General features: G+C 70.7%; 23 protein-coding genes. 21 read left to right on the forward strand and 2 right to left on the reverse strand.

What is annotated here, in order from left to right; translation table 11 throughout:
* Positions 1-40: 40 nt before the first annotated feature.
* The 5 genes from yajC (at position 41) to relA (ending at position 6946) form a co-directional block, all read left to right on the forward strand.
* Positions 41-532, forward strand: a complete 492-nt coding sequence (yajC, locus tag ACZ62B_RS26000) for a preprotein translocase subunit YajC (protein ID WP_469692249.1) — start codon at positions 41-43, stop codon at positions 530-532.
* Positions 533-664: 132 nt separating this feature from the next.
* On the forward strand, positions 665-2449 hold the full coding sequence (gene secD / locus ACZ62B_RS26005; RefSeq protein ID WP_344560616.1) for a protein translocase subunit SecD: 1785 nt from the start codon (positions 665-667) through the stop codon (positions 2447-2449).
* Positions 2450-2452: 3 nt separating this feature from the next.
* Positions 2453-3571 carry a protein translocase subunit SecF gene (secF, locus tag ACZ62B_RS26010; RefSeq protein WP_344560617.1) on the forward strand — a complete coding sequence of 373 codons (1119 nt, stop codon included), beginning with the start codon at positions 2453-2455 and terminating at the stop codon, positions 3569-3571.
* Positions 3568-4107 (forward strand): adenine phosphoribosyltransferase, encoded by a 540-nt coding sequence (locus ACZ62B_RS26015; protein ID WP_073933767.1) that lies wholly within the window; start codon positions 3568-3570, stop codon positions 4105-4107. Before secF ends, ACZ62B_RS26015 begins: the two co-directional genes overlap by 4 nt.
* Positions 4108-4423: 316 nt before the next feature.
* Entirely contained in the window at positions 4424-6946 is a 2523-nt protein-coding gene (gene relA, locus ACZ62B_RS26020; RefSeq protein WP_344560619.1) for a GTP pyrophosphokinase, read from the forward strand.
* Positions 6947-7030: 84 nt separating this feature from the next.
* On the opposite strand, the gene ACZ62B_RS26025 is transcribed toward relA, so the two are convergent.
* Positions 7031-8260 carry a DUF349 domain-containing protein gene (locus ACZ62B_RS26025; RefSeq protein WP_469692252.1) on the reverse strand — a complete coding sequence of 410 codons (1230 nt, stop codon included), beginning with the start codon at positions 8258-8260 and terminating at the stop codon, positions 7031-7033.
* Positions 8261-8398: 138 nt separating this feature from the next.
* Positions 8399-9220, reverse strand: coding sequence for a peptidylprolyl isomerase (locus ACZ62B_RS26030; protein ID WP_344560621.1), 822 nt, complete (start codon positions 9218-9220; stop codon positions 8399-8401).
* Between the two features lie 183 nt (positions 9221-9403).
* Here ACZ62B_RS26030 and ACZ62B_RS26035 point away from each other — a divergent pair, with 183 nt between their 5' ends.
* The 16 genes from ACZ62B_RS26035 to ACZ62B_RS26110 all read left to right on the forward strand — a co-directional run bounded on the left by ACZ62B_RS26035 (position 9404) and on the right by ACZ62B_RS26110 (position 25947).
* Positions 9404-10114 carry an MBL fold metallo-hydrolase gene (locus ACZ62B_RS26035; RefSeq protein ID WP_469692254.1) on the forward strand — a complete coding sequence of 237 codons (711 nt, stop codon included), beginning with the start codon at positions 9404-9406 and terminating at the stop codon, positions 10112-10114.
* 12 nt (positions 10115-10126) lie between these two features.
* Positions 10127-11389, forward strand: a complete 1263-nt coding sequence (hisS, locus tag ACZ62B_RS26040; RefSeq protein WP_469692256.1) for a histidine--tRNA ligase — start codon at positions 10127-10129, stop codon at positions 11387-11389.
* 265 nt (positions 11390-11654) lie between these two features.
* Positions 11655-12323: a vitamin K epoxide reductase family protein gene (locus tag ACZ62B_RS26045; protein WP_344560624.1), complete on the forward strand. Its 669-nt coding sequence runs from the start codon at positions 11655-11657 to the stop codon at positions 12321-12323.
* Between the two features lie 43 nt (positions 12324-12366).
* Positions 12367-13722, forward strand: coding sequence for a replication-associated recombination protein A (locus tag ACZ62B_RS26050; protein ID WP_468883670.1), 1356 nt, complete (start codon positions 12367-12369; stop codon positions 13720-13722).
* A 303-nt stretch (positions 13723-14025) separates the two neighbouring features.
* On the forward strand, positions 14026-14640 hold the full coding sequence (gene rpsD / locus ACZ62B_RS26055) for a 30S ribosomal protein S4 (RefSeq protein WP_344560626.1): 615 nt from the start codon (positions 14026-14028) through the stop codon (positions 14638-14640).
* A 190-nt stretch (positions 14641-14830) separates the two neighbouring features.
* The gene (locus ACZ62B_RS26060) at positions 14831-15283 is read left to right on the forward strand and encodes a DUF948 domain-containing protein (RefSeq protein ID WP_107425133.1); all 453 of its coding nucleotides are present in this window, start codon (positions 14831-14833) and stop codon (positions 15281-15283) included.
* Positions 15284-15290: 7 nt separating this feature from the next.
* On the forward strand, positions 15291-15680 hold the full coding sequence (locus ACZ62B_RS26065) for a hypothetical protein (protein ID WP_344560627.1): 390 nt from the start codon (positions 15291-15293) through the stop codon (positions 15678-15680).
* Positions 15680-18352: an alanine--tRNA ligase gene (gene alaS / locus ACZ62B_RS26070; RefSeq protein ID WP_344560628.1), complete on the forward strand. Its 2673-nt coding sequence runs from the start codon at positions 15680-15682 to the stop codon at positions 18350-18352. Before ACZ62B_RS26065 ends, alaS begins: the two co-directional genes overlap by 1 nt.
* Before the next feature lie 26 nt (positions 18353-18378).
* The gene (ruvX, locus tag ACZ62B_RS26075) at positions 18379-18843 is read left to right on the forward strand and encodes a Holliday junction resolvase RuvX (RefSeq protein WP_344560726.1); all 465 of its coding nucleotides are present in this window, start codon (positions 18379-18381) and stop codon (positions 18841-18843) included.
* A gap of 127 nt (positions 18844-18970) precedes the next feature.
* Positions 18971-20692, forward strand: a complete 1722-nt coding sequence (gene mltG, locus ACZ62B_RS26080; protein ID WP_469692258.1) for an endolytic transglycosylase MltG — start codon at positions 18971-18973, stop codon at positions 20690-20692.
* Positions 20682-21518 (forward strand): shikimate dehydrogenase, encoded by an 837-nt coding sequence (locus tag ACZ62B_RS26085; protein ID WP_344560630.1) that lies wholly within the window; start codon positions 20682-20684, stop codon positions 21516-21518. Before mltG ends, ACZ62B_RS26085 begins: the two co-directional genes overlap by 11 nt.
* A gap of 51 nt (positions 21519-21569) precedes the next feature.
* Entirely contained in the window at positions 21570-21983 is a 414-nt protein-coding gene (locus ACZ62B_RS26090) for a hypothetical protein (protein WP_344560631.1), read from the forward strand.
* Between the two features lie 183 nt (positions 21984-22166).
* A complete protein-coding gene (aroC, locus tag ACZ62B_RS26095; protein ID WP_344560632.1) occupies positions 22167-23351 on the forward strand; it encodes a chorismate synthase in 1185 nt (394 codons plus the stop codon).
* Positions 23348-23863, forward strand: coding sequence for a shikimate kinase (locus ACZ62B_RS26100; RefSeq protein WP_344560633.1), 516 nt, complete (start codon positions 23348-23350; stop codon positions 23861-23863). The genes aroC and ACZ62B_RS26100 overlap by 4 nt, the downstream gene beginning before the upstream one ends.
* Entirely contained in the window at positions 23860-24954 is a 1095-nt protein-coding gene (gene aroB, locus ACZ62B_RS26105) for a 3-dehydroquinate synthase (RefSeq protein ID WP_344560634.1), read from the forward strand. Before ACZ62B_RS26100 ends, aroB begins: the two co-directional genes overlap by 4 nt.
* Positions 24955-25080: 126 nt before the next feature.
* On the forward strand, positions 25081-25947 hold the full coding sequence (locus ACZ62B_RS26110; protein WP_468883661.1) for a Pro-rich N-terminal domain-containing protein: 867 nt from the start codon (positions 25081-25083) through the stop codon (positions 25945-25947).
* Positions 25948-26293 lie beyond the last annotated feature (346 nt).

Here is a 26293-nt window from a genome sequence, read left to right on the forward strand (position 1 = left end):
GCCGTTCACCATCGCGGTCGTGTGAAGGAAGTTCCGACCCGTGAGTCTCCTGACCCTCCTCCCGTTCATCGTGCTCATCGGGGCCATGTTCCTGATGACCCGGTCGGCCAAGAAGAAGCAGCAGCAGGCCATCGACATGCGGAACCAGATGCAGCCCGGTTCCGGCGTCCGCACCATCGGGGGCATGTACGCCACGGTCAAGGAGGTCAGTGAGGACACGGTCCTCCTCGACGCCGGCCCGGGTGTGGAGCTGCTGTTCGCCAAGAACTCGATCGGTGCCGTCCTGACCGACGAGGAGTACAACCGCATCGTCCACGGCATCGAGCACGACCTGAAGTCCGACGCCGACGTCGTCCCCGACGACGCCTCCTCCCTCACCGAGACCGACGACTCCTCCGACGCTGCCGCCGCCTCCGACGACACGCCTGTCGACCTCGGCAAGAAGGACGCGGCCGACGAGCCGGCCGACGCCGACGAGGTGAAGGCGGACGTGCAGTCGAAGAAGTCCGACGGCGACTCCGACGCGAAGTAGTCGTGGCCCGGGGCGCGCGGGTGCTGCCCGCGCGCCCCGGGACATGCCCGACTCGCACGGAGTCCCGACACCATGTCATGGCCGCCCGCCCACCGATCCGGCGCGAGGCGGCCCGAGAGGGAGTACGAGAAGGTGGCAGCACTCAAAAAGGGACGGAACGCGAGCGCCACAAGCAAGCCGTGGCGCTCGCTCGCTCTGATCCTGATCGCCATCGTGGCGCTCACCGGCGGCATGTTCGCATCCGGGCACACCACTCCGCGTCTCGGCATCGACCTGGCCGGTGGTACGAGCATCACACTGGCGGCGGTCCCCGAGGCCGGCCAGGAGTCCGCGATCAACAAGACCAACATGAACACCGCGGTCTCCATCATGGAGCGGCGTGTCAACGGTCTTGGCGTCTCGGAGGCCGAGGTCCAGACGCAGGGTGACCGCAACATCATCGTCAACATTCCCAAGGGCACGAACTCCAAGCAGGCCCGGGAACAGGTCGGCACCACCGCCAAGCTCTACTTCCGTCCCGTGATCGCCACCGAACTCGCCGGTGGCGGCGCCGCTCCGACGCCCAGCGCGACCAGCGACGGCTCGGAGCAGGACTCCGACAAGGACAAGGCGACCGAGAAGGCGACCGACAAGGCCACGGAGAAGGCGACCGACGGTTCCTCCCCGTCGGCGAGCGCCACCACCCAGGGCCGCGCCGTCACCGACGCCCTGAAGGCCGACGAGACGCCGGCCGCCTCCCCGAGCGGCACGGCCGAGGACGGGGCCAGCCCCTCCGCGTCCGCGACCGGCGGCACCTCCGGCGACGCCGACAGCAAGCTCCAGGCCCAGTACGCCGCGCTCGACTGCACCAAGGAGAGCGTCCGCGCCAAGGCCGGTGACGGTTCCAAGTCCAGCGACTCGACCGTCGCCTGCGGCCAGAACTCCCAGGGCCAGTGGCAGAAGTACATCCTCGGCCCCGCCGCGGTCGACGGCACGGACGTCGACGAGGCCGACGCCGTCCTGAACACCCAGTCCGGCGCCGGCTGGGTCGTCACCATGGACTTCACGGACAAGGGCGCCAAGAAGTTCGCCGACATCACCGGCCAGCTCGCCCAGAACCAGTCCCCGCAGAACCAGTTCGCGATCGTCCTGGACAACGAGGTCGTCTCCGACCCGTACGTCAGCCAGGCCCTGACCGGCGGCAACGCCGAGATCTCCGGCAACTTCAACCAGCAGTCGGCGCAGGACCTGGCCAACATGCTGTCCTACGGCGCCCTGCCGCTGACCTTCCGCGAGGACAGCGTCACCACCGTCACCGCCGCGCTCGGCGGTGAGCAGCTGAAGGCCGGTCTGATCGCCGGTGCCATCGGCCTCGCCCTGGTCGTCATCTACCTGCTGGTCTACTACCGCGGCCTGTCCTTCATCGCGATCCTGTCGCTGCTGGTGTCCGCCGCCCTCACCTACGTGATCATGTCGCTGCTCGGCCCGGCCATCGGCTTCGCGCTGAACCTGCCGGCCGTGTGCGGTGCCATCGTCGCGATCGGCATCACGGCGGACTCGTTCATCGTGTTCTTCGAACGGGTCCGGGACGAGATCCGCGAGGGCCGCACCCTGCGTCCCTCCGTGGAGCGGGCCTGGCCGCGCGCCCGGCGCACCATCCTGGTCTCCGACTTCGTGTCGTTCCTCGCCGCCGCGGTGCTCTTCGTCGTCACCGTCGGCAAGGTCCAGGGCTTCGCGTTCACGCTCGGCCTGACCACCGTGCTCGACGTCGTGGTGGTGTTCCTCTTCACCAAGCCCCTGCTCACGCTGATGGCCCGCCGCAAGTTCTTCGCGAGCGGCCACAAGTGGTCCGGTCTCGACCCGAAGGCGCTGGGGGCGAAGCCGCCACTGCGCCGTACCCGCCGTCCCTCCGCCCCTGCCCAGACGAAGGAGGCGTGAGAGATGTCGAAACTCGGCACCCTCGGGGCCCGACTGCACCACGGCGAGGTCGGCTACGACTTCGTCAAGAACCGCAAGATCTGGTACGGCGTCTCCATCCTGATCACCATCACGGCCATCCTCGGCCTGGCGGTGCGCGGCCTGCACATGGGCATCGAGTTCCAGGGCGGAGCGGTCTTCACCACCCCGAAGAACATGAGCGTCTCGGTCTCCCAGGCCGAGGAGTACGCGGAGGACGCCTCCGGTCACGACGCGATCGTCCAGCAGCTCGGTGACGGCAGCATGCGCATCCAGGTCGCGGGCATCGACACCAAGACCTCGGACAGCATCAAGGACAAGCTCGCCGAGGACCTCAAGGTCGACGGTGAGCGGATCAACGCCGAGCTGGTCGGCCCGAGCTGGGGCGAGCAGATCGCCAACAAGGCCTGGCAGGGCCTCGGCATCTTCATGTTCCTCGTCGTGATCTACCTGGCGATCGCCTTCGAGTGGCGCATGGCGCTCGCCGCGTTCGTCGCCCTGATCCACGACATCACCATCACCGTCGGCATCTACGCCCTCGTCGGCTTCGAGGTCACGCCGGGCACGGTGATCGGTCTGCTGACCATCCTCGGTTACTCGCTGTACGACACGGTCGTCGTCTTCGACAGCCTCAAGGAACAGACCAGGGACATCACCAAGCAGACCCGCTGGACCTACGGCGAGATCGCCAACCGTTCCATCAACAGCACCCTGGTCCGCTCCATCAACACCACGGTGGTCGCGCTGCTGCCGGTGGCGGGCCTGCTGTTCATCGGTGGCGGTGTCCTCGGCGCCGGCATGCTGAACGACATCTCGCTGTCGCTGTTCGTCGGCCTCGCCGCCGGCGCGTACTCCTCGATCTTCATCGCCACCCCGCTCGTCGCCGACCTCAAGGAGCGCGAGCCGGCGATGAAGTCGCTGAAGAAGCGCGTCCTGGCCAAGCGCGCCCAGGGCGCGACCGCGGGCGGGCCGCAGGAGGCCCCGGTCACCGGCGAGGACCACGACGACGAGCCCGAGGACGCCGCGCCCGCGGTCGTCGGTCCGCGCGACCAGTCGGCCACCCGCACCCGCGGCCGGGGCCGTCCCTCCGGGAAGCGCCGATGACCGAGATCAGAGAGCTGCTGCTCAGCCGCATCCGGGACGTGGCGGACTACCCGGAGCCGGGCGTGATGTTCAAGGACATCACCCCGCTCCTGGCGGACCCCGCGGCGTTCTCCGCGCTCAGCGACGCCCTCGCCGACATCGCCCGCGCCACCGGCGCCACCAAGGTCGTCGGCCTGGAGGCCCGCGGGTTCATCCTCGGCGCCCCGGTCGCCATCCGCGCGGGCCTCGGCTTCATCCCCGTACGCAAGGCGGGCAAGCTCCCCGGAGCCACCCTCAGCCAGGCGTACGACCTGGAGTACGGCTCCGCCGAGATCGAGGTGCACGCCGAGGACCTGAGCGCCGCCGACCGCGTCCTGGTGGTCGACGACGTCCTCGCCACCGGCGGCACCGCCGAGGCGTCGGTCCAGCTCATCCGCAGGGCGGGCGCCGAGGTCGCGGGCCTGGCCGTACTGATGGAGCTCGGCTTCCTCGGCGGCCGCGCCCGACTGGAACCGGCTCTGGCGGGCGCCCCGCTGGAGGCACTCCTCACGGTCTGACCAGCGGCGCCACACACGAACCGCACACAGGAAGAACCGCTCGGGCGGGCCCGGAGGGATCCGGTGCCCGCCTTGGGTGTGTCCGGGGCAGGCTGTCCTCTGGAGCGTTGTTCATGGTCTGGCCTGCGGTAACGCGCGCGGATCGCGCATGGGGAGCATCGTTCGGGCGGGCCCGGAGGAATCCGGTGCCCGTCCCGGGTGTTCCGGGGGTAGACCGTCCTCACATCCGCCCGCAGGCGATCCGCGGGCGTGGGATCGCTACCATGGGGTTTCCGGAGCCTGACCGGGGGACCCGGATCGCGCACGAGGAGTCCTCTTGCCAGACGAGGCCCAGCACCTGACCGCCGCCAAGCCCGAGTCCGCCTCGGCGGCCGCGGCCAAGCCCGCGCCCAGCGCGCCCCACGCGAAGAACGACACGCGCGGGCCGGTCCAGCACGCCCAGTCCGCGCCGGTCGACAAGCCCGAGCAGCCGCGCCCCAAGCCGTCTCCTCCCGAGCGCTCAGCGCCCCTGGCCCGCCCGAACACCGGCCAGCCGCGCTCCGGCTCCTCCAACCGCGTCCGCGCCCGCCTCGCCCGGCTCGGCGTCCAGCGCGCCAACCCGTACAACCCGGTCCTCGAACCGCTGCTGCGGATCGTCCGCAGCAACGACCCCAAGATCGAGAACGCCACGCTCCGCCAGATCGAGCGCGCCTACCAGGTCGCCGAGCGCTGGCACCGCGGCCAGAAGCGCAAGAGCGGCGACCCGTACATCACGCACCCGCTCGCCGTCACCACCATCCTCGCCGAGCTCGGCATGGACCCGGCCACCCTGATGGCCGGACTGCTGCACGACACCGTCGAGGACACCGAGTACGGCCTGGAGGACCTGCGCCGCGACTTCGGCGACGTGGTCACGCTCCTCGTCGACGGCGTCACCAAGCTCGACAAGGTCAAGTTCGGCGAGGCCGCGCAGGCCGAGACCGTGCGCAAGATGGTCGTCGCCATGGCCAAGGACCCCCGCGTCCTGGTCATCAAGCTCGCCGACCGCCTGCACAACATGCGCACCATGCGCTACCTCAAGCGCGAGAAGCAGGAGAAGAAGGCGCGCGAGACCCTGGAGATCTACGCGCCGCTCGCCCACCGCCTGGGCATGAACACCATCAAGTGGGAGCTGGAGGACCTCGCCTTCGCGATCCTCTACCCCAAGATGTACGACGAGATCGTCCGCCTGGTCGCCGAGCGCGCACCCAAGCGCGACGAGTACCTCGCCATAGTCACCGACGAGGTGCAGCAGGACCTGCGCGCCGCCCGCATCAAGGCCACCGTCACCGGCCGCCCCAAGCACTACTACAGCGTCTACCAGAAGATGATCGTCCGCGGCCGTGACTTCGCGGAGATCTACGACCTGGTGGGCATCCGCGTCCTCGTGGACACCGTCCGCGACTGCTACGCGGCCCTCGGCACCGTGCACGCGCGATGGAACCCGGTCCCCGGCCGGTTCAAGGACTACATCGCGATGCCCAAGTTCAACATGTACCAGTCGCTGCACACGACGGTCATCGGCCCCGGCGGCAAACCCGTCGAGCTGCAGATCCGCACCTTCGACATGCACCGCCGCGCCGAGTACGGCATCGCCGCGCACTGGAAGTACAAGCAGGAGGCCGTCGCCGGCGCCTCCAAGGTCCGTTCCGACGCGCCCAGGTCGTCCGGCAAGGGCAAGGACGACCACCTCAACGACATGGCCTGGCTGCGGCAGCTCCTGGACTGGCAGAAGGAGACCGAGGACCCCGGCGAGTTCCTGGAGTCCCTGCGCTTCGACCTGTCCCGCAACGAGGTCTTCGTCTTCACCCCCAAGGGCGACGTCATAGCGCTGCCCGCGAGTGCCACCCCCGTGGACTTCGCCTACGCCGTCCACACCGAGGTCGGCCACCGCACCATCGGGGCGCGGGTCAACGGCCGCCTCGTACCGCTGGAGTCGACCCTCGACAACGGCGACTTGGTGGAGGTCTTCACCTCCAAGGCGGCCGGCGCCGGCCCCTCCCGCGACTGGCTCGGCTTCGTCAAGTCGCCGCGGGCCCGCAACAAGATCCGCGCCTGGTTCTCCAAGGAGCGCCGCGACGAGGCCATCGAGCACGGCAAGGACTCCATCGTCCGCGCGATGCGCAAGCAGAACCTGCCGATCCAGCGCATCCTCACCGGCGACTCGCTGGTCACGCTGGCGCACGAGATGCGCTACTCGGACATCTCCGCGCTGTACGCGGCGATCGGCGAGGGCCATGTCTCCGCGCAGAACATCGTGCAGAAGCTCGTCCAGGCCCTCGGCGGCGAGGAGGCCGCCACCGAGGAGATCGACGAGTCGGTCCCGCCGGCCCGCAGCCGCAAGCGCCGCTCCAGCGCCGACCCCGGTGTCGTCGTCAAGGGCGTCGAGGACGTCTGGGTGAAGCTGGCCCGCTGCTGTACGCCGGTGCCCGGCGACCCGATCATCGGATTCGTGACCCGGGGCAGCGGCGTATCGGTGCACCGCAGCGACTGCGTCAACGTCGACTCGCTGTCCCGGGAGCCCGAGCGGATCCTCGACGTCGAGTGGGCGCCCACCCAGTCCTCGGTCTTCCTGGTCGCCATCCAGGTCGAGGCCCTCGACCGGTCCCGGCTGCTGTCGGACGTCACACGCGTGCTGTCCGACCAGCACGTCAACATCCTCTCCGCGGCCGTCCAGACCTCCCGCGACCGTGTCGCCACCTCCCGCTTCACCTTCGAGATGGGCGACCCCAAGCACCTCGGTCACGTCCTGAAGGCCGTACGCGGCGTGGAGGGCGTCTACGACGTCTACCGGGTGACCTCGGCCCGCAACCGCACGTAGCGGACGACGGACACACGAAAGGGGGGCTCCCGTACCCGAGGTACGGGAGCCCCCCTTTCGTGTGCGGTGTGCTCGTGCGAGAGCTCAGCCGCCGAACTCGTGCAGACCCTTCAGCGCCTGGTCCAGCAGGGCCTGGCGGCCCTCAAGCTCCCGCTCCAGCTTCTCCGCCTTGGCGGTGTTGCCCTGCGTCCTGGCCTGCTCGATCTGGCCCTTCAGCTTGTCCACGGCGGCCTGGAGCTGACCGGTCAGACCCGCGGCACGCGCGCGTGCCTCCGGGTTCGTCCGGCGCCACTCGGCCTCCTCGGCCTCCTGCAGGGCCCGCTCCACGGTGTGCATCCGGCCCTCGACCTTCGGGCGGGCGTCCCGCGGCACGTGGCCGATGGCCTCCCAGCGCTCGTTGATCCCGCGGAACGCGGCCCGCGCGGCCTTCAGTTCCGTGATCGGCAGGAGCTTCTCGGCCTCCTCGGCCAGCTCCTCCTTGAGCTTGAGGTTCTCGGCCTGCTCCGCGTCCCGCTCGGCGAAGACCGAGCTGCGGGCGGCGAAGAAGACGTCCTGGGCGCCGCGGAAGCGGTTCCACAGATCGTCCTCGTGCTCGCGCTGGGCTCGGCCCGCGGCCTTCCACTCCGCCATCAGGTCGCGGTAGCGGGCGGCCGTCGGCCCCCAGTCCGTCGAGCCCGACAGCGACTCTGCCTCCGCGACCAGCCGCTCCTTGGCCTGGCGGGCCTCCTCGCGCTGCGCGTCCAGCTGCGCGAAGTGCTGCTTGCGCCGCTTGGAGAACGCCGACCGCGCGTGCGAGAACCGGTGCCACAGCTCGTCGTCCGACTTGCGGTCCAGCCGCGGCAGGCCCTTCCAGGTGTCCACCAGCGCCCGCAGCCGCTCACCGGCGGCCCGCCACTGGTCGGACTGCGCCAGCTCCTCCGCCTCGACGACCAGCGCCTCCTTGGCGTGCCGCGCCTCGTCGGACTGCTTGGCCCGCTGTGCCTTGCGCTCCTCGCGGCGCGCCTCCACCAGCTCCACGAGCTTGTCCAGCCGGGCCCTGAGGGCGTCCAGGTCGCCGACCGCGTGGTGCGCGTCCACCTGCTCGCGCAGGTGCCCGATCGCGGTCTGGGCGTCCTTGGACGACAGGTCGGTGGTCTTCACTCGCTTCTCGAGGAGGCCGATCTCGACAACCAGGCCCTCGTACTTGCGCTCGAAGTAGGCCAGCGCCTCCTCGGGGGAGCCGGCCTGCCAGGAACCGACGACCTGCTCGCCGTCGGCCGTACGCACGTACACGGTCCCCGTCTCGTCGACGCGGCCCCACGGGTCGCTGCTCACAGCGCCTCCTCCACATGATGCCGTCGAGGGGGCCTCGAAGCTCCCCCGGGCATCGTCCACAGTTTCGTCACGGCCAACATAGGCGACCGACGGGATGCCTGTCCGCATCCCGCGCGACCGAAATTTCGCAGTTGGGGGTCAGGATTTGGTGACGGTCGCCTTGTCGATCACGACCGTCGCGTTGGGCGCCCCGTCACCCGCTCCGGTGTTCTCCCCGGCGTCGGCGATCTTCTTCAGCACCTTCATGCCCGCGTCCGAGACGGTCCCGAACGGGGTGTAGCTGGGCGGAAGCTGGCTGTCCTGGTAGACCAGGAAGAACTGGCTGCCGCCACTGTCCGGCTGTCCGGTGTTGGCCATCGCGACCGTGCCCGCCGGGTAGATGTTGTCCTTCAGGCTTTTGTCCTTCAGGTTCTCGTCCGGGATCGTGTACCCGGGACCGCCGGTGCCGGTGCCCGTCGGGTCACCGCACTGCAGCACGTAGATGCCGTTCGTGGTGAGCCGGTGGCACTTGCTGTGGTCGAAGTAGCCCTTCTTCGCCAGGAAGTCGAACGAGTTGACCGTGTGCGGGGCCGCCGACGCCTTCAGCGCCACGTCTATCCCGCCACAGGTCGTGTCCAGCTTCAGGGTGTACTTCGCCGACTTGTCGATGGCGACCGCCGGCTCCTTCTTCCAGGTCTCCGTCTTGACCTTGCCCTCGGCGGGCTTGTCGCACGGGTCCGGAGCCTTGCTGGTCGGTGCGGCGCTCGGCGTGACCTCCGCGTTCGCGTTGGTCTTGTCGTCGTCCTGCTCCAGCGCCCCGGTCGCGTACAGCGCGCCGCTGCCCACGAGGACCACACCGAGCACGGACGCGATCACCGAGTTGCGCACCCGCGACTTGCGCCGCGCTTCGGTGCGCCGCTGCTGCTGCCGCAAGAACTTCTCCCGGGCGAGCTGACGCCGCCGCTGCTCCTGGCTGACCACCGGATTCTCTCCTCATGCGTCTCGTGTGCCGGCCGGTACGCGTGCGTGCGTGCGGTGAGCCGACCGCCTGCGTGTGCCCCGTACCGTATATGGGTTCGCTGAGGAATCGGCAGCGCCGGTAGGCTCTGACGACGGGCGCAGCCCCGTCGCAAGCCTCCCGTATCGACACAACGAAGGACGATCGTGCTCATTGCCGGGTTCCCCGCCGGGGCCTGGGGGACGAACTGTTATCTCGTCGCCCCCGCCGCCGGTGAGGAGTGCGTGATCATCGACCCCGGCCACCAGGCCGCCGACGGCGTCGCGGAGGCGGTCCGCAAGCACCGGCTCAAGCCCGTCGCCGTCGTCCTCACCCACGGCCACATCGACCACGTCGCCTCGGTCGTCCCGGTGTGCGGAGCGCACGACGTACCGGCCTGGATCCACTCCGGGGACCGGTACATGATGAGCGACCCCGAGAAGGGCATCGGCCGCGCCATCGGCATGCCGCTGATGGGCGAGCTGACGGTGGGGGAGCCGGACGACGTCAGGGAACTCACCGACGGCACGCGGCTGGACCTCGCGGGCCTCACGTTCTCCGTCGCGCACGCGCCGGGCCATACCAAGGGGTCGGTGACCTTCGGCCTGCCCGAGACGGCGGACGTCCCGCCGGTCGTGTTCTCGGGCGACCTGCTGTTCGCCGGCTCCATCGGACGCACCGACCTGCCGGGTGGCTCCATGGACGACATGCTCGAGTCCCTGGCCCGCGTGTGCCTGCCGCTCGACGACGCGACCGTGGTGCTGTCCGGCCACGGCCCCCAGACGACCATCGGCCAGGAGCGCGCCACCAACCCGTATCTGCGGCAGGTGGCCGCCGGCCAGGGAGCCCCCACCGAGGCTCCCCGACGAGGAATGTGACGAGAGACTTCCGTGAGCACCTTCAAGGCCCCCAAGGGCACGTACGACCTGATCCCGCCGGACAGCGCCAAGTACCTCGCCGTCCGCGAGGCCATCGCCGCCCCGCTGCGGGGCTCCGGCTACGGCTACATCGAGACGCCCGGCTTCGAGAACGTCGAACTGTTCGCGCGCGGCGTCGGTGAGTCCACCGACATCGTCACCAAGGAGATGTACGCCTTCGAGACCAAGGGCGGCGACCGGCTCGCCCTGCGCCCCGAGGGCACCGCCTCCGTGCTGCGCGCCGCCCTGGAGGCCAACCTGCACAAGGCGGGCAACCTCCCGGTCAAGCTCTGGTACTCCGGTTCGTACTACCGCTACGAGCGCCCCCAGAAGGGCCGTTACCGCCACTTCTCCCAGGTCGGCGCCGAGGCGATCGGCGCGGAGGACCCGGCGCTCGACGCCGAGCTGATCATCCTCGCCGACCAGGCGTACCGCTCGCTGGGCCTGCAGGACTTCCGCATCCTGCTCAACAGCCTCGGCGACAAGGAGTGCCGCCCGGTGTACCGGGCCGCGCTGCAGGACTTCCTGCGCGGCCTCGACCTGGACGAGGACACGCTGCGCCGCGCGGAGATCAACCCGCTGCGCGTCCTGGACGACAAGCGCGAGTCGGTGCAGAAGCAGCTCACCGGCGCGCCCCTGCTGCGCGACTACCTCTGCGACGCCTGCAAGGCGTACCACGAGGAGGTCCGCGAACTGATCACGGCGGCGGGCGTGGCCTTCGAGGACGACCCCAAGCTGGTCCGCGGCCTGGACTACTACACCCGTACGACCTTCGAGTTCGTCCACGACGGTCTGGGCTCCCAGTCCGCGGTGGGCGGCGGCGGCCGCTACGACGGTCTGTCCGAGATGATCGGCGGCCCCGCCCTGCCGTCCGTCGGCTGGGCCCTGGGCGTCGACCGCACGGTGCTGGCCCTGGAGGCGGAGGGCGTGGAGCTCGAACTCCCCGCCATCACCAGCGTGTTCGCCGTCCCGCTCGGCGAGGAGGCCCGCCGGGTGCTGTTCGCCAAGGTCACCGAGCTGCGCAAGAACGGCGTGGCGGCGGACTTCTCCTACGGGAACAAGGGCCTGAAGGCCGCGATGAAGGCCGCCAACCGCTCGGGCGCCCGCTACGCCCTGGTGCTGGGCGAACGCGACCTCGCCGAAGGCGTCGTCCAGCTCAAGGACATGGAGTCCGGCGAGCAGACGGCGGTCGGCGTCAACGAGATCGTGGCGGAGCTGGAGTCACGGCTCGGCTGACCCCCCCCGTACCGACGGAGGCGCCGGATGCCCGCGCGGGGCACCGGCGCCTCCGTCGTCAACGCGTACGGGCCGCTTCACCCGGCCGGATGATCCTGGACGGAGCGTACGTGCGACCGTCCCCCGGACACAGGCCGAAACCGCACGCTCACGGGCGAACGCCGGTACGCACTTATGTCCGCACAACGGCGAACCCACGGCCCCGTACGGCACAATGGCCCCTGCCCGAAGCAGGTCCACACTCCCCAGTGACGGAATCGGCGTGATGAGCAAGACGACAGTCAGGGACGTCGACATGGATCCCGAACCCTCGGCCGCACCGCAGCGCGCCGCCTCCGCGCCGCGCACGGAGGGCGCGAGCCGGGCCTTCGCCCTGCTCCTGGTGATCACCGGCGCCGCTGGCGTGCTCGCCGCGTGGGTGATCACGCTCGACAAGTTCAAGCTGCTCGAGGCCAAGGTCAAGGGCGAGACGTTCGTCCCCGGGTGCAGTCTCAACCCCGTCGTCTCCTGCGGCAGCGTCATGGAGAGCGACCAGGCCTCCGTCTTCGGCTTCCCCAACCCGATGCTCGGCCTCGTCACCTACGGCATCGTCGTCTGCGTCGGCATGAGCCTGCTCGCCCGGGCCCGCTTCCCGCGCTGGTACTGGCTCACCTTCAACGCCGGCTGCCTGTTCGGCGTCGGATTCGTGACCTGGCTGATGTTCCAGTCCCTGTACCGGATCAACGCCCTGTGCCTGTGGTGCTGCCTGGCCTGGGTCGCCACGATCATCATGTTCTGGTACGTGACGTCGTTCAACATCCGCCAGGGCTTCCTGCCCGCCCCCGGCTGGCTGAAGGGCTTCTTCGGCGAGTTCACCTGGGTCATGCCGGTCCTGCACATCGGCATCATCGGCATGCTGATCCTGACCCGCTGGTGGGACTTCTGGACCAGCTGACCGCCCACCCCGGGCTGTCGGTGCGGTGCTTTAGGGTTTCAGCGTGGAGCCCGACCTGTTCACCGCCGCAGCAGAAGAACGCCAGGAGAAGGACCCGACCGGCAGCCCCCTGGCGGTCCGGATGCGCCCGCGCACCCTCGACGAGGTGGTGGGCCAGCAGCACCTGCTGAAGCCGGGCTCCCCCCTGCGCAGACTGGTCGGCGAGGGCGCCTCGGGCCCCGCGGGCCCCTCCTCGGTGATCCTCTGGGGCCCGCCCGGCACCGGCAAGACGACCCTGGCCTACGTCGTCTCCAAGGCCACCAACAAGCGCTTCGTCGAACTGTCGGCGATCACCGCGGGCGTCAAGGAGGTCCGCGCGGTCATCGACGGCGCCCGCCGCGCCTCCGGCGGGTACGGCCAGGAGACCGTCCTCTTCCTCGACGAGATCCACCGCTTCAGCAAGGCCCAGCAGGACTCCCTGCTCCCGGCCGTGGAGAACCGCTGGGTCACCCTGATCGCCGCGACCACCGAGAACCCCTACTTCTCGGTCATCTCCCCGCTGCTCTCCCGCTCCCTCCTCCTCACCCTCGAACCGCTCACCGACGACGACGTCCGGGACCTGCTGAAGCGCGCCCTCACCGACGAGCGGGGCCTGAAGGGCGCCGTCACCCTCCCCGAGGACACCGAGAACCACTTCCTGCGCATCGCGGGCGGCGACGCCCGCCGCGCGCTCACCGCCCTGGAGGCCGCCGCAGGGGCCGCGCTCGACAAGGGCGAGGCGGCGATCACCCTGGCCACGCTGGAGGAGACGGTCGACCGGGCCGCGGTGAAGTACGACCGCGACGGCGACCAGCACTACGACGTCGCCAGCGCGCTGATCAAGTCCATCCGCGGCTCCGACGTGGACGCCGCCCTGCACTACCTGGCCCGCATGATCGAGGCCGGCGAGGACCCCCGCTTCATCGCCCGCCGCCTGATGATCTCCGCCAGCGAGGACATCGGCCTCGCCGACCCGAACGCGCTGCCGATCGCGGTCGCCGCCGCCCAGGCCGTCGCCATGATCGGCTTCCCCGAGGCCGCCCTCACCCTCAGCCACGCCACCATCGCCCTCGCCCTCGCCCCCAAGTCCAACGCCGCCACCACCGCGATCGGCGCCGCCCTGGACGACGTGCGCAAGGGACTGGCCGGCCCCGTGCCGTCCCACCTGAGGGACAGCCACTACAAGGGCGCGACCAAGCTCGGGCACGGCAAGGGCTACACCTACCCGCACGACCTGCCCGAGGGCATCGCCGCACAGCAGTACGCGCCGGACGCCCTGAAGGACCGCGCGTACTACGAGCCCACCCGGCACGGCGCGGAGGCGCGGTACGCGGACGCGGTGGAGTGGACCAGGAAGCACCTCGGTCGGAAGCGGTCCTGACCACCCTGTAGACTCTGCCGGAGTGCTGAGTCCCGTGTCCGGCCCCGGTCGGCGCCTCAGGCGGGACACCCAGCCGGATCCTTCGATCCAGGAGCGTCGCGCACCGTCGTAGGTGTCGCGGGCAGCCCACCACCCCCCCGCAAGTCCCGGGACCGGTCGGTGGGCCGTTCGTGTGCTGCACGTATGTGCCCAGACCAGGGGAGCGGCTGCCCGTCAGGTCCTCACGGACCCGATGGGAATTCCCCGGCTGCGGATGCGACCTCCCGTAACCCTGAGGCAGCCGACAGGAGACAAGGAAAACAAGTGGCGAATCAGTCCCGCCCCAAGGTCAAGAAGTCGCGTGCCCTCGGCATCGCGCTGACCCCGAAGGCCGTCAAGTACTTCGAGGCCCGCCCCTACCCGCCGGGCGAGCACGGCCGCGGCCGCAAGCAGAACTCGGACTACAAGGTCCGTCTGCTGGAGAAGCAGCGTCTGCGCGCGCAGTACGACCTCTCCGAGCGCCAGCTGGTGCGCGCCTACGAGCGTGCCTCCAAGGTGCAGGGCAAGACCGGTGAGGCCCTGATCGTGGAGCTGGAGCGGCGCCTCGACGCGCTGGTCCTGCGTTCGGGCATCGCCCGCACGATCTACCAGGCCCGCCAGATGGTCACCCACGGCCACATCCAGGTCAACGGCAAGAAGGTCGACAAGCCCTCCTTCCGTGTCCGCCCGGACGACGTCGTGCAGGTCCGCGACCGCAGCAAGGAGAAGACCCTCTTCACGATCGCCCGTGAAGGCGGCTTCGCCCCCGACGGTGAGACCCCGCGCTACCTCCAGGTGAACCTCAAGGCCCTGGCGTTCCGCCTGGACCGTGAGCCGAACCGCAAGGAGATCCCGGTGATCTGCGACGAGCAGCTCGTCGTCGAGTACTACGCCCGCTGACCCCAGCAGGCGCGCGGTATCCCGAACCCGCCGTCTCCCCGCCCCTCCGGGCGGGCGAGGCGGCGGGTTCGTCGTCGCTTCCCGCGACTCCACCGGTGGCGGACGGTAATCCGGTACGGAGTCCCGTCACCGGCGCGATAGGCTCGACCCCACGACTTTCTCGATGTTCAGGCGCGTTTCAAGGGAGCGGGTGCACACAGTGTCCGGTGGCGAGGTGGCCGGAATCCTGGTGGCCGTGTTCTGGGCGATCCTGGTCTCCTTCCTCGCCGTCGCGCTGGCGAGGCTGGCCCAGACGCTCCGGGCGACCACCAGGCTCGTGGCGGACGTGACCGACCAGGCCGTCCCCCTGCTGGCGGACGCCTCGGCGGCGGTGCGTTCCGCGCAGACCCAGATCGAACGGGTCGACGCGATCGCCTCCGACGTCCAGGAGGTCACCTCCAACGCCTCCGCGCTGTCGACCACCGTGGCCTCCACCTTCGGCGGCCCCCTGGTCAAGGTCGCCGCCTTCGGCTACGGCGTGCGCCGCGCCGTCAGCGGCCGCAAGGACGACGCCCCGGCCAAGGAGCCGAGGCGCAACGTGATCGTGGGCCGCACCGTCCCGGGCGCGCGGCGGGAAAAGCGGACCCGGGGAAAGAGGGACTGACCCAGCGATGTTCCGCCGAACGTTCTGGTTCACCACCGGCGTCGCCGCCGGCGTGTGGGCCACCACCAAGGTCAACCGCAAGATCAGGCAGCTGACGCCCGAGCACCTCGCCGTCACCGCGGCGAACAAGGCGATCGAGACCGGCGGCCGGCTCAAGGACCGCGCGGTGGACTTCGCGCTCGAGGTCCGCGACAACATGGCCCGGCGGGAGGCCGAACTGGGCGACGCGCTCGGGCTCAACGCCCCCGTCGACCGCGAACTCCCCGCACCCCGCGGCTACGCCGTCATCGAGAACCGCAACACCCCCAAGTACGTCGAGGGCCCGGAGCGGAAGTCGACGCACCGGACGCACCAGACGTACCCGACGTACCCGTACAACCGGAATGAGGACCACTGATGGAGTCGGCCGAGATCCGCCGCCGCTGGCTGAGCTTCTTCGAGGAGCGCGGGCACACCGTCGTCCCGTCGGCGTCGCTCATCGCGGACGACCCGACTCTGCTGCTCGTCCCGGCCGGCATGGTGCCCTTCAAGCCCTACTTCCTGGGTGAGGTCAAGCCGCCCTTCGACCGCGCCACCAGCGTGCAGAAGTGCGTGCGCACACCCGACATCGAAGAGGTCGGCAAGACCACCCGCCACGGCACGTTCTTCCAGATGTGCGGCAACTTCTCCTTCGGCGACTACTTCAAGGAAGGCGCCATCAAGCTCGCCTGGGAGCTGCTCACCAGCACCCGGGACCAGGGCGGTTACGGCCTCGACCCCGAGCGCCTGTGGATCACCGTCTACCAGGACGACGACGAGGCCGAGCAGATCTGGCGCGACGTCGTCGGCGTGCCCGCCGAGCGCATCCAGCGCCTGGGCAAGAAGGACAACTTCTGGTCCATGGGCGTCCCCGGCCCCTGCGGCCCCTGCTCCGAGATCAACTACGACCGCGGCCCCGAGTTCGGCGTCGAGGGCGGCCCCGCCGTCAACGACGAGCGGTACGTGGAGATCTGGAACCTCGTCTTCATGCAGTACGAGCGGGGCGAGGGCACCGGCAAGGACGACTTCGAGATCCTCGGTGACCTGCCGAGCAAGAACATCGACACGGGCCTGGGCTTCGAGCGGCTCGCCATGATTCTGCAGGGCGTGCAGAACATGTACGAGATCGACACCTCCATGGCCGTGATCGACAAGGCCACCGAGCTCACCGGCGTGGCCTACGGCGACGCCCAGGCCTCCGACGTCTCCCTGCGCGTGGTCACCGACCACATGCGCACCTCCGTCATGCTCATCGGCGACGGCGTCACCCCCGGCAACGAGGGCCGCGGCTACGTGCTGCGCCGCATCATGCGCCGCGCCATCCGCAACATGCGCCTGCTCGGCGCCACGGGGCCGGTCGTCAAGGACCTGATCGACGTCGTCATCGGCATGATGGGCCAGCAGTACCCGGAGCTGATCACCGACCGCGAGCGCATCGAGAAGGTCGCCCTCGCCGAGGAGAACGCCTTCCTCAAGACGCTGAAGGCCGGCACCAACATCCTCGACACCGCCGTCAGCGACACCAAGGCCGCCGGCGGCACCGTCCTCGCCGGCGACAAGGCCTTCCTGCTCCACGACACCTGGGGTTTCCCGATCGACCTCACCCTGGAGATGGCCGCCGAGCAGGGGCTCTCCGTGGACGAGGACGGCTTCCGCCGTCTGATGAAGGAGCAGCGGGAGCGCGCCAAGGCCGACGCCCAGGCCAAGAAGACCGGCCACGCCGGCGCCGGCGCCTACCGGGAGATCGCCGACAAGGCCGGCGCCACCGACTTCGTCGGCTACACCGACACCGAGAGCGAGTCCACGATCGTCGGCATCCTCGTCGACGGCGCCTCCTCCCCGGCCGCCACCGAGGGCGACGAGGTCGAGATCGTCCTCGACCGCACCCCGTTCTACGCCGAGGGCGGCGGCCAGATCGGCGACACCGGCCGCATCAGGGTCGACACCGGCGCCGTCATCGAGATCCGCGACTGCCAGAAGCCGGTCCCGGGCGTGTACGTCCACAAGGGCGTCGTCCAGGTCGGCGAGGTCACCGTCGGCGCCAAGGCCCACGCCTCCATCGACGGCCGCCGCCGTACGGCCATCGCCCGTGCCCACTCGGCCACCCACCTCACCCACCAGGCGCTGCGCGACGCCCTCGGCCCGACGGCCGCCCAGGCCGGTTCCGAGAACCAGCCCGGCCGCTTCCGCTTCGACTTCGGCTCCCCGTCCGCCGTGCCGACGGCCGTGATGACCGACGTCGAGCAGAAGATCAACGAGGTGCTCGCCCGCGACCTCGACGTGCGTGCCGACGTCATGGGCATCGACGAGGCCAAGAAGCAGGGCGCCATCGCCGAGTTCGGCGAGAAGTACGGCGAGCGCGTGCGCGTCGTCACCATCGGTGACTTCTCCAAGGAGCTGTGCGGCGGCACCCACGTGCACAACACCGCCCAGCTCGGTCTGGTGAAGCTGCTCGGCGAGTCCTCCATCGGCTCCGGTGTGCGCCGCATCGAGGCCCTGGTCGGCGTGGACGCCTACAACTTCCTCGCCCGTGAGCACACGGTCGTCGCCCAGCTCCAGGAGCTGATCAAGGGCCGCCCGGAGGAGCTTCCGGAGAAGGTCTCCGCCATGCTCGGCAAGCTGAAGGACGCCGAGAAGGAGATCGAGAAGTTCCGCGCCGAGAAGGTCCTCCAGGCCGCCGCCGGTCTCGCCGAGTCCGCCAAGGACGTCAGGGGCATCGCCCTTGTCACCGGCCAGGTCCCCGACGGCACCACGCCGGACGACCTGCGCAAGCTGGTCCTCGACGTGCGGGGCCGCATCCAGGGCGGCCGGGCCGCCGTCGTCGCCCTGTTCACCGTGAACAACGGCAAGCCGCTGACGGTCATCGCCACCAACGACGCCGCCCGCGAGCGCGGCCTCAAGGCCGGTGAGCTGGTCCGCACGGCCGCCAAGACCCTCGGCGGCGGCGGTGGCGGCAAGCCGGACGTCGCCCAGGGTGGCGGCCAGAACCCGGCCGCCGTCGGCGAGGCCGTCGACGCCGTCGAGCGGCTCGTGGCGGACACCGCCAAGTGAGCGAGAACCAGCGGGACACCCCGGCGATGCGCCGGGGCCGCCGTCTCGCGATCGACGTCGGGGACGCCCGCATCGGGGTCGCCTCGTGCGACCCCGACGGGATCCTCGCCACGCCGGTCGAGACCGTCCCCGGCCGGGACGTCCCCGCCGCCCACCGCAGGCTGCGGCAGCTCGTCGAGGAGTACGAGCCGATCGAGGTCGTCGTCGGTCTCCCCCGCTCCCTCAAGGGGGGCGAGGGCCCGGCCGCGGCCAAGGTCAGGGGTTTCGCGCAGGAGCTGGCCCGTATGATCACTCCCGTTCCGGTGCGGCTCGTCGACGAACGCATGACGACGGTGACGGCGAGTCAGGGACTGCGCGCCTCGGGCGTGAAGTCCAAGAAGGGACGTTCCGTCATCGACCAGGCGGCCGCTGTGATCATCCTTCAGCAGGCACTGGAATCCGAACGGGTGTCAGGCAGGCCACCCGGTGAGGGCGTCGAAGTGGTCATCTGATCGCGATACGGTAACGTTCCGCGCGATGCGGACGGTGTTCGAACAGCCGCCGCACAGAGAGAGGCGGGACGGGAGCCGTGGTCTTCAGGTGGCCGCGCGCCCGCTGCCTCGCGGCTCTAGGGGATCGATGACTGAGTATGGCCGGGGCCAAGGCTCCGAACCGTGGCATCCGGACGACCCGTTGTACGGGGACGGCGGATGGGGCGGACAGCAGACCCAGCAGGGTCAGCAGTCCCCCTACGGCGGCCAGCCACAGCACTATCCGCAGCAGCCGCAGGCGCAGCAGCAGTACGGCGACTGGGGCACCGGCGAGCAGCACGGGTACGGCGGGCAGCAGTACCCGCAGTACGACCAGCAGCAACAGCCGCAGTACGACCAGCAACAGCCGCAGTACGACCAGCAACAGCCGCAGTACGACCAGCAGCAGTACGCCCCTCAGCAGCAACAGCAACAGCCGCAGTACGACCAGAACGGGTGGCCCACGGGCTCCTACCCGCAGGACCCCTACGCGGCCGGCCCGACGGACCCGTACGCGCAGCAGGCCGGGACGTACGGCGGGGAGCAGCCCGACCACTACGGCACCCCCGACGCCTACCCGCCGCCCGAACCGCCCAGCCGCCGCCGCGCCGAACCCGAGCCGGAAACCGACTGGGACCCGGGCCCCGACGAGGGCGAACACGCGTTCTTCGCGGGCGGCGACAAGGAGGACGCCGCCGACGACGAGCCGGACGACCGGAGCGGGCGCGGCGAGCGCCGGGGCCGGGGCGGCAAGGAGAAGAAACGACGCAGCGGCCTGGCCTGTCTCGTCGTGGTCGTGGTCTTCGGCGGCGGCCTCGCCGGTGTCGGCTACTTCGGCTACCAGTTCTACCAGGATCGTTTCGGCAGCGCCCCGGACTTCGCGGGGGCCGGCAACGGCGAGCAGGTGACCGTCACGATCCCCAAGGGCGCCGGCGGTTACGCCATCGGCCAGGAGCTCAAGAAGATGGGCGTGGTCAAGAGCGTCGACGCCTTCGTCGCGGCCCAGGCGGCCAACCCGCAGGGCAAGAACATCCAGGACGGCGTGTACACGCTGGAGAAGGAGATGTCGGCCGCGAGCGCGGTCGAGCTGATGCTCAGCCCCAAGAGCCGCGACAACCTGATCATCGCCGAGGGCAAGCGCAACGCCGCCGTCTACGAACTGATCGACAAGCGCCTCAAGGTGGACGAGGGCACCACGGCCAAGGTCGCCGAGACCAAGTGGAAGACCCTCGGCCTGCCCGACTGGGCCGTGAACCACGAGGACGTCAAGGATCCGCTGGAGGGCTTCCTCTACCCGTCGAGCTACGCCGTCGCCAAGGGCCAGAAGCCCGAGGACGTGCTGAAGCAGATGGTGGCTCGCGCCACCGAGAAGTACGAGGAGCTGGACTTCGAGGGGAAGGCCGAGAGCCTCGGTCTCGAAGGGCCGTGGGAGCTGGTGACGGTCGCGAGCCTGGTCCAGGCGGAGGGCAAGACCCACGAGGACTTCCGCAAGATGTCCGAGGTCATCTACAACCGGCTCAAGCCCACCAACACCGAGACGAACCAGGAGCTGCAGTTCGACTCGACCTTCAACTACCTCCTGGGCCAGAGCGAGATCGACATCTCCGAGTCGGAGATCAACAGCAACCCGGACCCGTACAACACGTACACCAACAAGGGCCTGCCGCCCGGCCCGATCGGCAATCCGGGCGAGGAGGCGCTGAGGGCCGCGCTGGACCCGACGAGCGATGGCTGGATGTACTTCGTGGCCACGGACGGCGTGAACAAGACCGAGTTCGCCGAGACACACGACGAGTTCCTGAAGCTGAAGGACAAGTTCAATGCCAGCTAGGGCCGGGGTCCGCAGGGCCGCCGTACTCGGCTCCCCGATCGCCCACTCCCTCTCCCCGGTGCTGCACCGCACCGCCTACGCCGAGCTGGGCCTGGAAGGCTGGACGTACGACCGTTTCGAGGTCGACGAGAAGTCCCTGCCCGGCTTCTTCGACACGCTCGGCACCGAGTGGGCGGGACTGTCGCTGACCATGCCGCTGAAGCGGGCGGTGATCCCGCTGCTCGACTCGGTCAGCGAGACCGCGACGTCCGTCGAGGCGGTCAACACGGTCGTCTTCACGCCGGACGGTCGCCGGACCGGCGACAACACCGACATCCCCGGAATGGTCGCCGCCCTGCGCGAGCACGGCATCGACAAGGTGGAGTCCGCCGCCATCATCGGCGCGGGCGCCACCGCCTCCTCGGCCCTCGCCGCGCTGGCCCGTATCTGCTCGGGCGAAATCACGGTCCATGTCCGCAGCGAGACTCGCGCGACGGAGATGCGGGAGTGGGCCGAGCGGCTCGACGTCACGGTCCGCATCGCCGCCTGGGACGACGTCGAGCAGGCCCTGCACGCCCCGCTGGTCGTCAGCACCACACCGGCCGGTGTCACGGACACCCTCGCCAGGGCCGTCCCGGAGCGTCCGACGGCCCTCTTCGACGTGCTCTACGACCCGTGGCCGACCGTTCTCGCCGCCCGCTGGTCGGCGTACGGGGGTGCCGTGGTCAGCGGGCTGGACCTGCTGGTGCACCAGGCGGTGCTCCAGGTGGAGCAGATGACGGGGCGTTCACCGGCCCCGCTGGACGCCATGCGAAAAGCGGGCGAGCGGGCTCTCGCGGCCCGCTAGGATCCACCCTCGGTTCCGCAGGGGGCGGAACAGGGGAGGGGAACGCGTTCCATGTCCGCAAGCATGCCGCTGGCGTCGGTGAAGTCCCAGATATTCGAGTCCGTGCTGGGCTTCCTGCCCGACTGGGTGCAGATCACGGTGCTGGCCCTGATCGTGCTCGCCGTCGTCGCGTCCTGGGTCGTCAAGATCAAGCGCAAGATCGCGCACCGCCGCGCCGTCCGCGACGGACAGCCGGCCCACGCGGCGGCTCAGTACGGCCAGGGCAGCGGCGCGGACCATCTGGGCCAGTACGCGCCGCAGGCCGTCCAGCAGCCGAGCGGGGCGGATCACCTGGGCCGGTACGCGCCGCAGCGGCAGGGCAGCGGCGCCGGCCACCCGGGTGCCCATGCCCCGCAGCCGAGCGGGGCCGACTTCCTCGGCGCCTACGCACCCCAGCCCCGTCAGGGCGAGGGCGGCCCGGCCTGATCCCTCCACCGCCCGGCCCGTGATCCCGCCCGTCCGCCTGATGGACCGGCGGCCGGACACCCGGCCCGGACGTGGGAGGATCGGAGGTGGCGGACCGGGGCCGCGCACCCCGTCACGCCACAGCCGTACACGAGGACACGTGTACGCAGGGCAGTACCGGGGCGCGAGCATTGAGGAGCACCGTTGAGCAGGTTGCGCTGGCTGACCGCGGGGGAGTCGCACGGTCCCGCACTCGTGGCGACGCTGGAGGGCCTTCCCGCCGGCGTACCGATCACCACGGACATGGTGGCGGACCACCTCGCGAGGCGGCGGCTGGGCTACGGTCGCGGCGCCCGGATGAAGTTCGAGCGTGACGAGGTCACCTTCCTCGGTGGCGTCCGGCACGGTCTGACCCTCGGTTCCCCGGTCGCGATCATGGTGGGCAACACCGAGTGGCCGAAGTGGGAGCAGGTCATGGCGGCCGACCCGGTCGACCCGGAGGTGCTGGCCGGCCTGGCGCGCAACGCCCCGCTGACCCGCCCCCGCCCCGGCCACGCCGACCTGGCCGGCATGCAGAAGTACGGCTTCGACGAGGCCCGGCCGATCCTGGAGCGCGCCTCCGCCCGTGAGACCGCCGCCCGCGTGGCGCTGGGCGCGGTGGCGCGGTCGTACCTGAAGGAGACGGCCGGCATCGAGATCGTCAGCCACGTCGTCGAGCTGGCCGCGGCCAAGGCGCCGTACGGCGTCCACCCGACCCCCGCCGACGTGCAGCGGCTGGACGAGGACCCGGTGCGCTGCCTGGACGCGGACGCCTCGAAGGCGATGGTCGCGGAGATCGACCAGGCCCACAAGGACGGCGACACCCTCGGCGGCGTGGTCGAGGTGCTGGCGTACGGCGTCCCGGTCGGCCTCGGCTCCCACGTCCACTGGGACCGCCGCCTGGACGCCCGCCTGGCCGCCGCCCTCATGGGCATCCAGGCGATCAAGGGCGTCGAGGTCGGCGACGGCTTCGACCTCGCCCGCGTCCCCGGCTCCAAGGCGCACGACGAGATCCTCGCCACCCCCGACGGCATCAAGCGCGCCTCGGGCCGCTCCGGCGGCACCGAGGGCGGACTGACCACCGGTGAGCTGCTGCGCGTACGCGCGGCGATGAAGCCCATCGCGACCGTGCCGCGGGCGCTGAAGACCGTGGACGTCGTCACCGGCGAGGAGACCGCCGCCCACCACCAGCGTTCCGACGTCTGCGCCGTGCCGGCCGCCGGCATCGTCGCCGAGGCCATGGTCGCCCTGGTCCTCGCGGACGCGGTCGCGGAGAAGTTCGGCGGCGACAGCGTCACCGAGACCCGCCGCAACGTGACGTCGTACCTCGAGAACCTGGCCATCCGATGAGCTCACCGGTCATCGTGCTGGTCGGCCCGATGGGCGTGGGCAAGTCCACCGTGGGGCAGCTGCTCGCCGAGCGGCTGGGCGTCGCCTACCGCGACACCGACGACGACATCGTCACCGCCGAGGGCCGCACCATCGCCGACATCTTCGTCGACGAGGGCGAGCCCGCCTTCCGCGCCATCGAGAAGCGCGCGGTACGCGCGGCACTCACCGAGCACGAGGGCGTCCTGGCCCTCGGCGGCGGCGCGGTCCTCGACCCCGACACACGCGCACTGCTCGCCGGACAGCGGGTCGTGTACCTCTCGATGGACGTCGAGGAGGCCGTCAAGCGCACCGGCCTCAATGCCGCCCGCCCGCTCCTCGCGGTCAACCCGCGCAAGCAGTGGCGCGAGCTGATGGAGGCCCGCCGGCACCTGTACGAGGAGGCCGCCACGGCCGTCGTACCGACCGACGGCCGCACGCCCGAGGAAGTCACCGAAGCGGCCCTGAACGCACTGGAGTTGAAGGACGCATGAGCAGCGAGGCAGTGACACGGATCGCCATCGGCGGCACGGCGGGCACCGACCCGTACGAGGTCCTGGTGGGCCGTCAGCTCCTCGGCGAGCTGGGCGGACTGATCGGCACCCGGGCCAAGCGAGTCGCGATCGTGCACCCCGAAGCCCTCGCCGAGACGGGCGACGCGCTCCGCGCCGACCTGGCCGAGCAGGGCTACGAGGCGGTCGCCATCCAGGTGCCCAACGCGGAGGAGGCCAAGACCGCCGAGGTCGCCGCCTACTGCTGGAAGGCGCTGGGCCAGTCCGGCTTCACCCGCACCGACGTCATCGTCGGCGTGGGCGGCGGCGCCACGACGGACCTGGCCGGCTTCGTGGCCGCGACCTGGCTGCGCGGGGTCCGCTGGATCGCCGTCCCGACCACCGTCCTGGCCATGGTGGACGCGGCCGTGGGCGGCAAGACCGGCATCAACACCGCCGAGGGCAAGAACCTCGTCGGAGCCTTCCACCCGCCCGCCGGGGTCCTGTGCGACCTGGCCGCCCTGGACTCCCTCCCGGTCAACGACTACGTCTCCGGACTCGCCGAGGTCATCAAGGCCGGCTTCATCGCCGACCCGGTGATCCTGGACCTCATCGAGTCCGACCCCCAGGCCGCCCGCACCCCGTCCGGCCCGCACACCGCGGAACTGATCGAGCGCTCGATCCGGGTCAAGGCGGAGGTCGTCTCGTCCGACCTGAAGGAATCGGGTCTGCGCGAGATCCTGAACTACGGCCACACCCTCGGCCACGCCATCGAGAAGAACGAGCGCTACAAGTGGCGCCACGGCGCGGCGGTCGCCGTCGGCATGCACTTCGCCGCCGAACTGGGCCGCCTCGCGGGCCGCTTGGACGACGCCACCGCGGACCGCCACCGCACGGTCCTCGAATCGGTCGGGCTCCCCCTGCACTACCGCTACGACCAGTGGCCCAAGCTGCTGGAGAACATGAAGGTCGACAAGAAGTCCCGCGGCGACCTGCTGCGCTTCATCGTCCTCGACGGCCTCGCCAAGCCCACGGTGTTCGAAGGCCCGGACCCGGCCGTCCTCCTCGCCGCGTACGGCGAGGTCGGGGAGTAGCCCCGGGCACTCATCACCGCCCCCGGCCGTTCACACAACGACGGCAGGGGGCGGTACCGTTCGGTAGCACGCGGGTCATCCCCGCTGTCAGCGCCCCATCGCCTGTACGAGACGGAGTGGCACCGGATGCAGCACGCAGTGGGTTCTCCGCTGCCGCCGCCCCATCAGCCGGGGCACGGACCGGCCGTCGGCTGGTCACCGGCCGCACACCACCCGGGCCAGCACCCGGGAGCGCACCAGGGCCCCGCCCCCGTGCCTCCTCCGGCACCGGGCTACCCCGCGCCCCCGCCCGGCGGCCCCACCCCGCCCCCCGCGGGCCCGCGGCACGCCTCGATGCCCCCGCCGCCGGACACCACCGGCCACGTCCCGCTGCCGCCCGGTGCCCCGGTCGCCATGCCCAGCCCGCCGCAGACCACCGCCGCCCCCGACCCGGCCGGCACGATCATCGCCGTGCTGCTCATAGGCCCCGCGGGCGCCGGCAAGACGAGCGTGGCCAAGTACTGGGCGGACCACCGCCGGGTGCCGACCGCGCACATCAGCCTCGACGACGTACGCGAGTGGGTCCGCTCCGGGTTCGCCGACCCGCAGTCCGGGTGGAACGACCACTCGGAGGCGCAGTACCGGCTGGCGCGACGCACCTGCGGGTTCGCGGCGCGCAACTTCCTCGCCAACGGGATCTCGTGCATCCTCGACGACGCGGTCTTCCCCGACCGGCCGGTCGTCGGCCTCGGCGGCTGGAAGCGGCACGTGGGCCCCGGCCTGCTCCCGGTGGTCCTCCTCCCCGGCCTGGACATCGTCCTCGAGCGCAACGCGGAACGCTCCGGCAACCGCCGGCTCACCGACGAGGAGGTGGCCCGTATCCACGGCCGCATGGCCGGCTGGTACGGCTCGGGTCTCCCCATCATCGACAACTCCCAGCTGGACATACCGGAAACGGCCCGCATCCTGGACGACGTCCTGGCCCGCGCGATAGCGAGCCCTCCGCAGTGGTGAACGCGGGGCCCCTCGCCGCAGCAGCCGATCGGTACGCCGCCGCGCCCACCCTCCCCCACCCCCACTCTCGGCTTCGTCCGAGCGGGAGGTGCCCCCATCGCCCCAGCGGCACGACTGCCCGCCAGTCGGTGGTGTCCGGGGCGGGGTGTGGCTTGCCCGCACTTAACGGGGTGCCGCCGCGCCCACCCGTGCCGCCCCAGCGGCACGACTGCCCGCAGTTGGGGCGGTGGCGGGATTCGCTCGTAGCCGGGTAGGACGCTCCCGCGGGCGCCGATGCACGGGAGCGGGGTGTGGTGGTGCGGTGGAGGCCGCCGCTCACCCGGTCCCCACCCCGGCTCACCGTGGC

It is taken from the genome of Streptomyces sp. NPDC053426, from assembly GCF_055585405.1.

What these genes read in the sequence shown, in the direction of transcription:
- ACZ62B_RS26015 (WP_073933767.1), top strand. Translation starts at nt 3,568, where the DNA reads ATGACCGAGATCAGAGAGCTGCTGCTCAGCCGCATCCGGGACGTGGCG.
- ACZ62B_RS26110 (WP_468883661.1), top strand. Translation starts at nt 25,081, where the DNA reads ATGCAGCACGCAGTGGGTTCTCCGCTGCCGCCGCCCCATCAGCCGGGG.
- ACZ62B_RS26065 (WP_344560627.1), top strand. Translation starts at nt 15,291, where the DNA reads ATGTTCCGCCGAACGTTCTGGTTCACCACCGGCGTCGCCGCCGGCGTG.
- ruvX (WP_344560726.1), top strand. Translation starts at nt 18,379, where the DNA reads ATGCGCCGGGGCCGCCGTCTCGCGATCGACGTCGGGGACGCCCGCATC.
- alaS (WP_344560628.1), top strand. Translation starts at nt 15,680, where the DNA reads ATGGAGTCGGCCGAGATCCGCCGCCGCTGGCTGAGCTTCTTCGAGGAG.
- ACZ62B_RS26090 (WP_344560631.1), top strand. Translation starts at nt 21,570, where the DNA reads ATGTCCGCAAGCATGCCGCTGGCGTCGGTGAAGTCCCAGATATTCGAG.
- mltG (WP_469692258.1), top strand. Translation starts at nt 18,971, where the DNA reads ATGACTGAGTATGGCCGGGGCCAAGGCTCCGAACCGTGGCATCCGGAC.
- aroB (WP_344560634.1), top strand. Translation starts at nt 23,860, where the DNA reads ATGAGCAGCGAGGCAGTGACACGGATCGCCATCGGCGGCACGGCGGGC.
- secF (WP_344560617.1), top strand. Translation starts at nt 2,453, where the DNA reads ATGTCGAAACTCGGCACCCTCGGGGCCCGACTGCACCACGGCGAGGTC.
- ACZ62B_RS26045 (WP_344560624.1), top strand. Translation starts at nt 11,655, where the DNA reads ATGAGCAAGACGACAGTCAGGGACGTCGACATGGATCCCGAACCCTCG.
- ACZ62B_RS26100 (WP_344560633.1), top strand. Translation starts at nt 23,348, where the DNA reads ATGAGCTCACCGGTCATCGTGCTGGTCGGCCCGATGGGCGTGGGCAAG.
- ACZ62B_RS26085 (WP_344560630.1), top strand. Translation starts at nt 20,682, where the DNA reads ATGCCAGCTAGGGCCGGGGTCCGCAGGGCCGCCGTACTCGGCTCCCCG.